Source organism: Streptomyces sp. M41, assembly GCF_043673425.1.
Lineage (GTDB): Bacteria > Actinomycetota > Actinomycetes > Streptomycetales > Streptomycetaceae > Streptomyces.
This window is the reverse complement of record NZ_JBIMKE010000005.1, coordinates 255,767-268,552: the sequence shown is the minus strand read 5'-3', so window position 1 is coordinate 268,552 and position 12,786 is coordinate 255,767. Positions and strand designations below refer to the sequence as shown.

General features: G+C 67.9%; 12 protein-coding genes. 6 read left to right on the top strand and 6 right to left on the bottom strand.

Annotated features, from left to right (window positions below; genetic code table 11):
* Positions 1-42 precede the first annotated feature (42 nt).
* Positions 43-2,286 carry a murein biosynthesis integral membrane protein MurJ gene (gene murJ, locus ACHBTE_RS09705; RefSeq protein ID WP_394723171.1) on the top strand — a complete coding sequence of 748 codons (2,244 nt, stop codon included), beginning with the start codon at positions 43-45 and terminating at the stop codon, positions 2,284-2,286.
* A gap of 137 nt (positions 2,287-2,423) precedes the next feature.
* Positions 2,424-4,121 carry a protein kinase family protein gene (locus ACHBTE_RS09700; RefSeq protein WP_394723170.1) on the top strand — a complete coding sequence of 566 codons (1,698 nt, stop codon included), beginning with the start codon at positions 2,424-2,426 and terminating at the stop codon, positions 4,119-4,121.
* 61 nt (positions 4,122-4,182) lie between these two features.
* On the opposite strand, the gene ACHBTE_RS09695 is transcribed toward ACHBTE_RS09700, so the two are convergent.
* On the bottom strand, positions 4,183-4,479 hold the full coding sequence (locus ACHBTE_RS09695) for a hypothetical protein (RefSeq protein ID WP_394723169.1): 297 nt from the start codon (positions 4,477-4,479) through the stop codon (positions 4,183-4,185).
* A 231-nt stretch (positions 4,480-4,710) separates the two neighbouring features.
* On the opposite strand from ACHBTE_RS09695, the gene sigM reads away from it, so the two are divergent.
* The 4 genes from sigM (at position 4,711) to trxA (ending at position 7,903) form a co-directional block, all read left to right on the top strand.
* On the top strand, positions 4,711-5,460 hold the full coding sequence (gene sigM / locus ACHBTE_RS09690) for an RNA polymerase sigma factor SigM (protein WP_394723168.1): 750 nt from the start codon (positions 4,711-4,713) through the stop codon (positions 5,458-5,460).
* Positions 5,457-6,383, top strand: coding sequence for an anti-sigma factor family protein (locus ACHBTE_RS09685; protein ID WP_394723167.1), 927 nt, complete (start codon positions 5,457-5,459; stop codon positions 6,381-6,383). The genes sigM and ACHBTE_RS09685 overlap by 4 nt, the downstream gene beginning before the upstream one ends.
* A 168-nt stretch (positions 6,384-6,551) precedes the next feature.
* Complete coding sequence (gene trxB / locus ACHBTE_RS09680) at positions 6,552-7,520, top strand: thioredoxin-disulfide reductase (RefSeq protein WP_394723166.1); 969 nt, start codon at positions 6,552-6,554, stop codon at positions 7,518-7,520.
* A gap of 50 nt (positions 7,521-7,570) precedes the next feature.
* Positions 7,571-7,903 carry a thioredoxin gene (gene trxA / locus ACHBTE_RS09675; protein ID WP_007492540.1) on the top strand — a complete coding sequence of 111 codons (333 nt, stop codon included), beginning with the start codon at positions 7,571-7,573 and terminating at the stop codon, positions 7,901-7,903.
* Positions 7,904-8,023: 120 nt separating this feature from the next.
* On the opposite strand, the gene ACHBTE_RS09670 is transcribed toward trxA, so the two are convergent.
* From ACHBTE_RS09670 to ACHBTE_RS09650, 5 genes are all read right to left on the bottom strand, one after another.
* Complete coding sequence (locus ACHBTE_RS09670; RefSeq protein ID WP_394723165.1) at positions 8,024-8,641, bottom strand: GNAT family N-acetyltransferase; 618 nt, start codon at positions 8,639-8,641, stop codon at positions 8,024-8,026.
* A gap of 321 nt (positions 8,642-8,962) precedes the next feature.
* Positions 8,963-10,060, bottom strand: coding sequence for a ParB/RepB/Spo0J family partition protein (locus ACHBTE_RS09665; protein ID WP_394723164.1), 1,098 nt, complete (start codon positions 10,058-10,060; stop codon positions 8,963-8,965).
* The gene (locus ACHBTE_RS09660) at positions 10,057-11,130 is read right to left on the bottom strand and encodes a ParA family protein (RefSeq protein ID WP_394723278.1); all 1,074 of its coding nucleotides are present in this window, start codon (positions 11,128-11,130) and stop codon (positions 10,057-10,059) included. The genes ACHBTE_RS09665 and ACHBTE_RS09660 overlap by 4 nt, the downstream gene beginning before the upstream one ends.
* A gap of 298 nt (positions 11,131-11,428) precedes the next feature.
* Entirely contained in the window at positions 11,429-12,145 is a 717-nt protein-coding gene (rsmG, locus tag ACHBTE_RS09655; protein WP_394723163.1) for a 16S rRNA (guanine(527)-N(7))-methyltransferase RsmG, read from the bottom strand.
* 127 nt (positions 12,146-12,272) lie between these two features.
* Positions 12,273-12,785 carry a protein jag gene (locus ACHBTE_RS09650; RefSeq protein WP_394723162.1) on the bottom strand — a complete coding sequence of 171 codons (513 nt, stop codon included), beginning with the start codon at positions 12,783-12,785 and terminating at the stop codon, positions 12,273-12,275.
* Between the last annotated feature and the right edge of the window lies 1 nt (position 12,786).

Sequence of the window (12,786 nt, the reverse complement as noted above, 5' to 3'; positions counted from 1 at the left end):
ATGTCGTGGCCGGTGGGCCCGGGACGATGAGGTGGGGTAACCATGAACGCGCCGTACGACGGTGACCGCGGCCAGGCCGCGGGCGGCTCGGGGCGCCCCGAGGGCCCGCCGCCCGAGCAGGGCCAGGTACCGCCGCAGCACCCCGCGGACATGTACCTCCAGGACGCCTACGACCAGGACCCCTACCGGGCGCAGGACCTCACCGCCCAGGATCCGGTCGCCGAGGCGCTGTACGACCGCGCCGCCCACCCGCCGCCCCCGCCGGGCTCGTACCAGCCGCAGCAGCCGCTCTACGGACAGCCGCCCCAGTCGCCGTACGCCCCCGACCCGCAGGTGTGGGCCCAGACACCGGCCCCCGAGCCGGAGGGCCCTTCCCAGTACCTTCCGTACGGCGACGACCCCCGCTCGACCCAGTACGTGGGCGTCGACGACCTCGTCACGCACTCCACCGGGGACCGCCCGGAGCACGACGCCTTCGCTCACCTCTTCCGGGACCAGCAGCAGGCCGGCGGCCACCCGCACTACCAGCCGCCGACGGTCCCCGGGCCGTCCCCGGTGCCGGCCGCGGTCCAGCAGCCGGCACCGCCCGCACCTCCCGTGGCCGAGGCCCCTGCCCCGGCAGCCGCTCCCGAGTCCGCACCCGCCGCGAAGAAGAGCGGCAAGGGCGGCGGCCTGCTGAAGTCGAGCGCGGTGATGGCGGCGGGCACGATGGTGTCCCGGCTGACCGGGTTCGTCCGGTCAGCAATGATCGTGTCAGCACTCGGCCTGGGTTTGCTCGGTGAGTCGTTCCAGGTGGCCTACCAGCTGCCGACGATGATCTACATCCTTACGGTGGGCGGCGGCCTCAATTCCGTGTTCGTCCCCCAGCTCGTCCGCGCCATGAAGGAGGACGAGGACGGCGGTGAGGCGTACGCCAACCGGCTGCTGACCGTGGTCATGGTGGCCCTGGGTGCCCTCACCGCACTCGGCATGTTCGCCGCCCCGTACCTGGTCCGAGGACTCTCCACGCCCCTGGCCAATGATCCCGCGGCCAATGAGACCGCGGTGACCTTGACCCGGTACTTCCTGCCCTCGATCTTCTTCATGGGTATCCACGTGGTGATGGGGCAGATCCTCAATGCCCGCGGCCGTTTCGGCGCGATGATGTGGACACCGGTCCTGAACAACATCGTCATCATCGTGACGCTCGGGACTTTCCTCTGGGTGTACGGGACCGCCGCGCACTCAGGCATGGACGTCACGACCATTCCCCCGGAGGCCGTTCGCCTGCTCGGAGTCGGCGTCCTCCTCGGTCTTGTCGTCCAGGCCCTCGCAATGATCCCCTATCTTCGCGAGACCGGGTTCAAGCTTCGCCTTCGCTTCGACTGGAAGGGCCACGGCCTCGGCAAGGCCGCAATGCTGGCCAAATGGACGATCTTCTTCGTTCTCGCCAACCAGGCGGGCGCCCTCGTCGTGACCCAACTCGCCACGGCGGCCATCACGGACTCCGACGTCAAGGGCACCGGATTCAGCGCCTACGCCAACGCCCAGCTCATCTGGGGCCTCCCGCAAGCCATCATCACCGTCTCCCTGATGGCCGCCCTGCTGCCACGCATCTCCCGCTCGGCCGCCGAGGACGACTCGGGCGCCGTACGGGACGACATCTCGCAGGGCCTGCGCACGACCGCGGTCGCGATCGTGCCGCTCGCCTTCGGTTTCCTGGCGCTCGGCATCCCGATGTGCACGCTGATGTTCGGCTCCTCGGGCACGAGCGAGGCCACCAACATGGGCTACATGCTGATGGCCTTCGGCCTCGGCCTGATCCCGTACTCCGTGCAGTACGTCGTGCTGCGTGCCTTCTACGCCTACGAGGACACCCGCACGCCCTTCTACAACACGGTCATCGTGGCCGCCGGCAACGCCGTCGCCTCCGCCGTCTGCTACCTCGTTCTGCCGGCCCGCTGGGCCGTGGTCGGCATGGCCGCCTCGTACGGCCTGGCCTATGTGATCGGCGTCGGCATCGCCTGGCGACGACTGCGCGTGAAGCTGGGCGGTGACCTGGACGGCGCCCGGGTGAGGCAGACGTACACCCGGCTCTGTCTGGCCTCGGTTCCGGCCACGTTGCTGAGTGGTGCGGCCTGCTACGGGATCGCCCAGACCCTCGGTCAGGGTGTCATCGGGTCCTTCGCCGCGCTGCTGGGCGGTGGAGCAGTGCTGCTCGGGGTCTTCTTCGTCGCCGCCCGCCGGATGCGCATCGAAGAGCTGAACTCGCTGGTCGGCATGGTCCGCGGGCGCCTGGGTCGCTGAAGTGGGGGTACGCGCACAACCATCGTCCGCCATCGTGTGTCGTGCTTAGCGGCGGACTGTGGGCACAATTGGTTTCGGCGTCGGACGGCGCGCACTGAGTCGGAACGCGCGCGATGGATGGGGAGGCAGGAACGACGGTGGCGGAACGGAGCACGGCTGCCGTCGACGTGGCAGACAACAGCGGTGATGAGCCGCTGACCGCTCAGGCGGACCAGTCCACGGCCGACGGGGTGGCCAAGAATCGGGAGCGGGACACGGACACCGACGAGGCGCAGGGGAGCGGCGGGACCGAGAGTTCCGGAAAGGCCTCAGCACCCGAGCTGCACAGCGGCCACAAGCTCGCCAGACGCTACCGGCTCGAGGAGTGTGTCACCCGTCTGGACGGCTTCAGCAGTTGGCGTGCGGTCGACGAGAAACTGCGGCGCGCCGTAGGCGTCCATATCCTGCCCGCGGATCACACGCGGGCGCGTTCCGTGCTGGCCGCGGCCCGCTCCTCCGCGCTGCTCGGCGACCCTCGATTCGTCCAGGTCCTCGACGCGGTCGAGGAAAACGATCTGGTCTACGTCGTTCACGAGTGGCTCCCCGACGCCACCGAGATGACCACGCTGCTCGCCGCCGGGCCGCTGGAGGTGTACGACGCCTATCAGATGGTCACCCAGGTGTCCGCCGCGATGGCTGCTGCCCACCGTGAGGGCCTGGCCCATCTGCGCCTCAACCCGAACGCCGTTCTGCGCACCTCGTCCGGCCAGTGGCGCATCCGCGGCCTCGCCGTGAACGCCGCCCTGCGCGGCATCACATCCGAGACCCCGCAGCGCACGGACACGGAGGCCATCGGCGCGCTGCTGTACGCGGCGCTCACCCAGCGCTGGCCGTACGAGAGCGACGCCTACGGTCTGTCCGGCCTGCCCAAGGACGTCGGTCTGATCGCCCCCGACCAGGTGCGGGCGGGCGTGCACCGTGGCCTGTCCGAACTGGCCATGCGTGCGCTGGTCAACAACGGCGCGACCGCCTCCCGCCACGAGTCCGCGTGCACGACGCCGGAGGAACTGGTGAAGGCGATCGGCGAGATGCCCCGCATCCGCCCGCCGGAGCCCTCGTTCACGACGCCGCCGGACTACCAGCGCACCACGTACCAGCAGGGCACGTACGGCCGCCAGGCGCCGCATCCGGGCGTCACCCAGCCGGTACCGACCCCGCCACCCCCACTTCAGAGCCGCACCGGCAAAGCTCTCAAGTGGGCCGTCTCGGCGCTTCTCATCGCCGCGCTGGGCCTCGGCAGCTGGCAGTTGGCAGACGCCCTCATGGACCAGGGCAACAACTCCGACGATCCCGACCAGACGCAGACGACAGACGGCAACGACAAGAACCCGGCGAAGCCGGTGAGCAAGCCGATCGCGATCCAAAGTGCCCGTGACTTCGACCCGCTCGGCTCGGACGGCTCCGAAAATTCGAGGGACATAGACAGCGTCCGTGACTCCGATGCGAGTTCCTACTGGCAGACGAGCTACTACGCGAGCTCCGACTTCGGGCGGCTGAAGTCGGGCGTCGGCGTCATTCTCGATCTCGGGAAGGTCCAGCAGGTGGGCAAGGTGACCGTCACCTTCGTGGGCGACACCTCTGTGGAACTGCGTGCCGCCTCCGGTGACACCGGCTCGGAACCGACGTCCCTCGACGGCTTTGCCAAGGTTGCCGAAGGTTCAGGCACGAGCGTGACGCTCAAGCCGGGTGATGCCGTCAAGGCCCGTTACCTTCTGGTCTGGCTGACCGATCTGCCGAAGCAGGCCGATGACGGGCAGTTCCGTGGCCGGGTGGCGGACATCAAGGTGACCAGCTGAGCAATGGATGGGGCGGGGACCCGTCGATCGAGTCCCCGCCCATTCATCCGGGATACCGCGCTCAGGCCCTGGTGCAACCCGTGTTGCCGGACCCGTTTTTGATCACGCCGTTCTTGTAGAGCGAGACGTCAATACACACATCCCGGCCTTCGGCCAGAGCGTAGTCAAAGTTGGCGCACTTGCCCTTCCCCCCGATGTGGCCCTTCCCGAGGAGTGCGCCGCTCCAGCGATCCGTGAGGAAGAAGTTCACGCCGTACCCGTCGGCGCGTGAGTCGCAGATCGTGACCTTCTCGCCTTCCGACACGAAGGAGCCATAGCCGGCCGAAGACGGATTGGTGAACACGACGCTGTCTGCCATTGCTGAACCAGCGCTTGCCAGGACGGCGGCGGACCCCAGGGCGACCACAGTCATCACCCGACGCGAAAATCTCACGTTACCCCCAAGAACTAGGAACCACTTGTGACTTACTCGCTGACCGTAGACTCGGATGATCTTGAGAGCAAACGCAATCGGCGTCAGCACCAGGGCACCCCTTGACGGACTGTTCGCTGGGCCAAAAACTGCTGTCGCAGCGGTAGGAGCGGGTTCGTGAGAGGTGATCACATCGACACCGAGGCAACAGATGCGGATCTGCTGTCCCGCCATGTGGCCGGCGACCCGGACGCCTTCGGTGAGCTCGTGCGCCGGCACCGGGACCGACTGTGGGCGGTGGCCGTGCGGACTCTGGGGGACCGCGAGGAGGCCGCTGACGCCGTCCAGGACGCCCTCGTCTCCGCCTACCGGGCCGCCCACACCTTCCGGGGCCAGTCGGCCGTCACAACGTGGCTGCACCGGATCACGGTGAACGCCTGCCTGGACCGCGCCCGCAAGGCGGCCTCCCGCAAGACGTCGCCGGTGGACGACACCGAGCGCCTGGAGCAGCTGCTGGAGCCGCACGAGTCCGCCTCGGCGCCCGCAGAGCGCAACGATCTACACCGCCAGCTACTGGAGGCTCTCGGCACACTGCCGGCCGACCAGCGGGCGGCGCTCGTTCTGGTGGACATGCAGGGATACCCGGTCGCGGAAGCAGCCCGGATCCTCGATGTACCGACCGGCACGATCAAGAGCCGATGCGCGCGGGGCAGAGCCAGACTCCTGCCTCTCCTCACTCATCTGCGCCCGGGAGGCGCCGGAGAAGGCAAGGAGGACGGCCGAAGGCGGAACCGGACGCAGGAGACATCCGTCCCACCGGCAGCGGGCCCTTCTGCCACGGACCAAGCTTCGGGGCAGGGCACGGACCCGCCTGATACCGGGCCTAGTGATTCAACTGCTGTGAAGGGCGGAGGTGGGCGAGCGTGACATCCACGACAGACACGGCCGGGCACCCGGACGTCGCCGAGATCTCCGACCTCACCGAGGGGCTGCTCCCTCCGTCCAGGGCGGCCGATCTCCGGCGGCATCTGGACGAGTGCGAGCTGTGCGCAGACGTCCACGCATCCTTGGAGGAGATCCGAGGGCTGCTCGGCACGCTACCGGGACCCTCGCGGATGCCCGCTGATGTCGCCGAACGCATCGACGCGGCTCTGGCCGCAGAAGCCCTCCTCAACGCCACAGCTTCCGATGACAGGGCCCCGGCCGCGCTCGCCGGTGCGTCCGCGACGACATCCGCTGCGGACGACGCCGCGCATGTTTCACGTGAAACATCGCCCGCGGCAGACCGTCCGACAGGGCGACCCCGTTCCTCGACGACCGGACCCGGCCGCAAGGAGCGCAAGAAGACAGGGCGACGCAAGGTCGCCGTCCTGAGCGCCGCCTTCACAGCCGCCGCCCTCGGGCTCGGCTCGGTACTGCTGACCTCACTCATGGGCGGCGGAGGCTCGGGACCGTCGGCGGACGGCGGGCAAACCGCCGCCGACACCTTCTCCGCCGGGAAGCTCGACAGTCAGGTCGCCGACCTCCTGACCAAGAGCGAGAGCTCCGGGAGTGGCTCCCGCAAGCCGGAGCGCAGCATGGGTGTGGAAGGCGGTCCCGACACCGAGCGGCCTCGGGTCTTCCGTGCCGTCACAGTCCCCGAGTGCGTCCAGAAGGGCATCGGCCGCAGCGGCTCGGCGATTGCGACGGAGGAAGGCGTCTACAAGGGGAAGGACGCTCTGCTCGTCGTGATGCCCGAAGCCACGGACGACAGCCGGGTCAACGTCTACGTCGTGGACGCGACCTGTGTGACACATCCGTCGTCCGGCCCGGCGGAGGTTCTCCTCAAGGACTCCTTCGCACGTCGCTGAGACCCCGACGGTTCGGCTCCGGCCCCGTGGCAACCCCTGGGGTGTGGCGTCGCCGTGTGCCCGGACACAGTGGGAATGCGCGCCCCTTAGGATCCGTTGGGTGGGGTGAGAGTTCTCAAAGGGGCTCCCCCGGTCCGACGACGCAGTCCAGAGACGAGGAATCAAGCCGTGAGCGACGTCCGTAACGTGATCATCATCGGCTCCGGGCCCGCCGGCTACACGGCGGCGCTCTACACCGCGCGCGCGTCGCTGAAGCCGCTGGTCTTCGAGGGCGCCGTCACCGCTGGTGGTGCGCTCATGAACACCACCGAGGTGGAGAACTTCCCTGGCTTCCAGGACGGCATCATGGGCCCCGAGCTCATGGACAGCATGCGCGGCCAGGCCGAGCGCTTCGGAGCCGAACTCGTCCCGGACGACATCGTCAGCGTCGACCTGAGCGGCGACATCAAGACCGTCACCGACACCTCGGGCACGGTCCACCGTGCGAAGGCCGTCATCGTCGCCACGGGCTCCCAGCACCGCAAGCTGGGTCTGCCCAACGAGGACGCCCTGTCCGGTCGCGGTGTCTCCTGGTGCGCCACCTGCGACGGCTTCTTCTTCAAGGACCAGGACATCGCCGTCATCGGCGGCGGTGACACCGCGATGGAGGAGGCGACCTTCCTCTCCCGCTTCGCCAAGTCCGTGACGATCGTCCACCGCCGCGACACCCTGCGCGCGTCCAAGGCGATGCAGGACCGCGCCTTCGCCGACCCGAAGATCAAGTTCATCTGGGACAGCGAGGTGGCCGAGGTCCAGGGAGACCAGAAGCTGTCCGGTCTGAAGCTGCGCAACGTCAAGACCGGCGAGCTCTCGGACCTGGCGGTCACCGGCCTGTTCATCGCGATCGGCCACGACCCGCGCACCGAACTGTTCAAGGGCCAGCTGGACCTGGACGAGGAGGGCTACCTCAAGGTCAGCGCCCCCTCCACCCGCACCAACCTGGCCGGTGTCTTCGGAGCGGGCGACGTGGTCGACCACACCTACCGCCAGGCGATCACTGCGGCCGGCACGGGCTGCTCCGCCGCCCTCGACGCGGAGCGATTCCTCGCCGCCCTCGCGGACGAAAAGCCTGCTGAGCCCGAGAAGACCTCTGTCTGACCCACACCCCACCCCACCCGCCCCACGCACCAACAGTTAAGGAGCCCGCCGTGGCCGGCACCCTGAAGAACGTAACCGACGACTCCTTCGAGCAGGACGTCCTCAAGAGCGACAAGCCTGTCCTGGTGGACTTCTGGGCCGCCTGGTGCGGCCCGTGCCGCCAGATCGCGCCGTCCCTCGAGGCGATCGCCGCCGAGTACGGCGACAAGATCGAGATCGTCAAGCTCAACATCGACGAGAACCCGGGTACGGCCGCCAAGTACGGCGTCATGTCCATCCCGACGCTGAACGTCTACCAGAACGGCGAGGTCGCCAAGACCATCGTCGGCGCCAAGCCGAAGGCCGCGATCGTCCGCGACCTTGAGGACTTCATCGCCGAGTGATGTTTCACGTGAAACACGAATGGGCCAGCCCGCAAGGGGTTGGCCCATTCGCTTTACCCGGCATCCTGCCCCGGTCGGGTAGCCCGCTTCAAGCAAGCGCCGTCTCAAGGCGGACCCACTTCAGAGCGGTCTCAGCGCTGGTTCCTTCTGAACAGCCCCCAGCAGCCGGTCGATCGCCATCTCCACGTCTTCCTTCCAGGACAGCGTCGTCCGCAGCTCCAGTCGAAGACGGGGATACGTGGGGTGCGGGCGGACTGTCTTGAAGCCCACGGCCAGAAGATGGTCTGCGGGCAGCACACACGCCGGCTCCTTCCAGCGTGCATCCCCGAAGGCCTCGATCGCCTTGAAGCCCCGTCGCAGCAGATCTTTGGCGACCGTCTGGACCATCACGCGGCCCAGCCCCTGCCCTTGGTACCCCGGCATGATGAACGCGGTCATCAGCTGAACCGCATCCGCTGAGACAGGGCTCGTGGGGAACGCCGTGGAGCGGGGGACATAGGCCGGAGGCGCGTACAACACAAAACCGACGGGAACGTCATCGACGTAGACGACCCGCCCGCAGGAGCCCCAGTCCAGCAGCACGGCGGAGATCCAGGCTTCCTTCTCCAGCGCGGACGTGCCGGCCTTTACCGCGGCTTCACCGCTGACCGGGTCCAACTCCCAGAAGACACACGAGCGGCAGCGCTTGGGAAGGTCCTGAAGGTTGTCCAGCGTGAGCGGTACGAGCCGACGCCCCATGAAGGCTGTTCCTCGCTTCCTTCGCCCGCGGCTTCGCGAGCGGCTGTCAGGGCATTTCGTTCCCTGAGCAGGCTGCCGACGAACCCGCCGACCGCGCCCAGACCAAGACCTGCGCTCACCAGTCCGGTGCGGCTCACCGTTCGCATGGACCCCGCCCTCCTTTAAGGAGTCTGCCAAGTGGATGCGCCATACCCGAACGCATCGTATCCACCATGTGATTCCATCGATACCGCCAGAAAGCAAAAGAGCGGGCCGTGTTCCGGACACACCGGACACGGCCCGCCTGGGGAGACCGGGAAGCAGAACCCCGGCCGAGCGGCCTCAGCCCTCGGTCTCCTCCACGTCATCGCCCAGAAGGCTCTTCTGGAGGGCCAGCTTCTCGCCGGGCGCGAGGGTGCTGAGGATCCGCTCGAGATCCTCCGGAGAGGCGAACTCGACCGTGATCTTGCCCTTCTTCTGACCCAGCTCGACCTTCACCCGCGTCTCGAAGCGATCCGAGAGCCGCGTCGCAAGATCGGACAACGCCGGGGACGGCACGGAGCCGGCCCGCGGCCCCTTGGAGCGCTGAGTCTTCTGCGGGCGGGAGCCCATCAGCGTCACGATCTCTTCGACGGAGCGGACAGAGAGCCCCTCGGCCACCACCCGGTAGGCCAGCCGCTCCTGCTCCTCCGGGTCGTCGACGGAGAGCAGCGCCCGAGCATGCCCCGCTGAGAGCACCCCGGCGGCCACTCGGTTCTGCACCTTCGGCGAGAGCTTCAGCAGACGCAAGGTGTTGGAGACCTGCGGCCGGGAACGGCCGATGCGGTCCGCCAGCTGATCGTGCGTGCAGTTGAAGTCCTTCAACAGCTGATCGTAGGCAGCGGCCTCTTCGATCGGATTCAGCTGGGCACGGTGCAGGTTCTCCAGCAACGCATCCAGAAGAAGCTTCTCGTCGTCCGTGGCCCGCACGATGGCCGGGATGGCCTCCAGGCCGGCCTCACGGCAGGCCCGCCAGCGCCGCTCACCCATGATGAGCTCGTACCGCGCGGGACCGAGCTGCCGCACGACGATGGGCTGGAGGAGACCGACCTCCGTGATGGAGGTGACGAGCTCCTGTAGAGCATCCTCATCGAAGATCTCGCGTGGCTGCCGCGGGTTCGGCGTGATCGCATCGAGGGGGATCTCCGCGAAGTGAGCGCCCATGACCGACGCGGGCGCCTCCACCGCACTGCTCGGCGGCGGCTCCTCGGTTTCATGTGAAACAGGCGGCAGCGTGGCCACCTTGGCCGCGGCCACTCCTCGGTCGGTCAGCACCGGGACAGCGGCCGGCGAGGAAGCAGCAGGGCTCCCCATCGCAGCCTGGGCGACTGTCTTCTCCGTCGGTGCAGCAGGGATCAGTGCGCCGAGACCACGGCCCAAACCCCTCCGTCGCTCGCTCACTGGATCCCCTCCACCATGCTCGGGTTGCTCTGGGCGCCGATGTGGGCGTGCGTCGGGTCGTAACTGACGCCGACACCCTTCAGCGCGATCTCTCGGGCCGCCTCAAGGTAGGACAGGGCACCGCTCGATCCTGGATCGTATGTCAGCACGGTCTGTCCATAGCTCGGCGCCTCGGAGATACGGACCGAGCGAGGGATGCTCGTCCGCAGTACCTCGTCACCGAAGTGGGTGCGCACCTCGTCCGCGACCTGGGAGGCAAGTCGCGTCCGGCCGTCGTACATGGTGAGCAGGATCGTCGATACATGCAGGGCGGGGTTGAGGTGGCCCCGCACCAGGTCGACGTTGCGCAGCAGTTGACCCAGGCCCTCCAGGGCGTAGTACTCGCACTGGATCGGGATCAGGACTTCCTGCCCGGCCACCAGCGCGTTGACCGTCAACAGTCCGAGGGAGGGCGGGCAGTCGATGAGGATGTAGTCCAGCGGCTGCTCGTACGCCTGGATCGCCCGCTGCAGTCGGCTCTCTCGTGCCACCAGGGACACCAGCTCGATCTCCGCACCGGCGAGATCGATCGTGGCAGGGGCACAGAACAGACCCTCGACATCGGGGACCGGCTGGACGACTTCGGCGAGCGGCTTGCTCTCGACCAACACGTCATAGATGGAAGGCACTTCCGCGTGGTGGTCGATCCCCAGTGCCGTGGACGCATTGCCCTGCGGGTCGAGGTCGATGACCAGCACACGGCCACCATGCAGGGCCAGCGACGCGGCAAGGTTGACGGTTGTCGTCGTCTTGCCGACGCCCCCCTTCTGGTTGGCGACCACCATCACGCGGGTCTGCTCGGGCCGTGGCAGGCCCTCGCCGGCACGGCCTAGAGCCTCCACTGCCAGTTGGGCAGCACGACCGATGGGAGTGTCGTCCATCGGGGGCGGTGTTTCACGTGAAACATCGTCCCCCATCGACTCGGTACGGGGACCGGGGACCGGATCGGTCATCGGTCCCGCGATGTTGGCGTCGGACCGCAAGGATTCACTCTCCTCGACTTCAGGCTCGCAATGAACAGAGCCTCCCATGTCTTCGGGGTCGTGAACCAGTGAGGCCTGGTGTTCTGTGGAGAAATCCACCTCTGTGGACAACTCCGTGCCCCTCAGGGAGGACGGAGCGTTGCCGGAAGCACCCTCTCCGAGAGAACCGAGGGGCTTTCGATCTCGAGGTTCGGCCGCGGCGCGACCACGACTGATGATGCCGTGCAGCAGTGAGCGACGTTTCACGTGAAACACGATGCACAGCAGCCGTGGCCGATCAGCCGCGACACTCCGGCATGGGTAGGTTTGCCAGCTTGTGTGGAGTACGTCTCGTCGTCAGGACGGATCAGCGTCGGCGACGCGCTCGTCCCGTACGAGCCGCCTTGGCTCGCTTGGCCGCGAAGCGCACACCGCCGGGGCTCTCGCCGACCTCCACTCGCACGACCGTCGACAGCGGATCCACTACGCCGTCACCGACATGCATGATCGACGTCTCCACGGCACCCAGCTTGCTCAGGGCGGTGGAGGCGCTCTTCAGCTCCTCCTCGGCGGTGTCGCCCTTCAGGGCAAGCATCTCGCCATAGGGACGCAGCAGCGGGATGCCCCAGGTGGCCAGGCGGTCCAGCGGCGCCACGGCACGTGCGGTGACCACATGCACCGGTGGCAGCTTGCCCATGACTTCCTCGGCGCGGCCACGGACGACCGTCACATGGTCCAGCCCCAGCAGCTCCACGACCTCCGTCAGGAAGTTCGTACGCCGCAGCAGGGGCTCCAGCAAAGTGATCTTCAGGTCCTCCCGGACCAGCGCCAGAGGGATACCGGGCAGACCGGCGCCCGAACCGACGTCGCACACCGTCACGCCCTCTGGAACGACCTCGGAGAGCACCGCACAGTTCAGCAGATGCCGCTCCCACAGGCGGGGCACCTCTCGCGGGCCGATCAGGCCGCGCTGCACACCGGCCTCGGCGAGCAGTTCGGCGTAGCGGACCGCATCAGCGAAGCGATCGCCGAACACCTCACGTGCCTGCTCGGGCACAGGGGGAAGCTCCGCTGCCTCCGTCACGGGGGGACCGTCCTTCCGTACCGCGCGGCGCACCGGGCGCCGACACCAGAACCACCAGAACTATCAGGCTGACAAAGTTCGGCCCCGCCTGGCGGGCAGACGGGGCCGGGAGAGTCGAACGAGCCGATCAGGCAGGAAGCACAACGACGAACCGCTGCGGCTCCTCGCCTTCGGACTCACTGCGCAGACCCGCCGACTTGACCGCGTCGTGCACGACCTTGCGCTCGAACGGCGACATCGGCTTCAGCTTCACAGGCTCACCGCTGCTCTTGACCTCGGCCGCGGCCTTGGCGCCCAGCTCGGAGAGCTCCGCGCGCTTCTTGGCCCGATAGCCCGCGATGTCCAGCATCAGCCGGCTGCGGTCCCCGGTTTCCCGGTGCACGGCCAGGCGCGTGAGCTCCTGGAGGGCTTCCAGCACCTCGCCGTCCCGCCCCACCAGCTTCTGCAGGTCTCGGCTGCCCGCGTCGCTGATGATCGAGACAGCGGCGCGGTCGGCCTCGACGTCCATGTCGATGTCGCCATCAAGATCGGCGATGTCGAGCAGACCCTCGAGGTAGTCCGCCGCAATCTCGCCCTCCTGCTCCAGGCGGGTCAGGGTGTCTGCACCCTCGGCAGCGGCGGAGGTGGTGCCTTCCGTCACG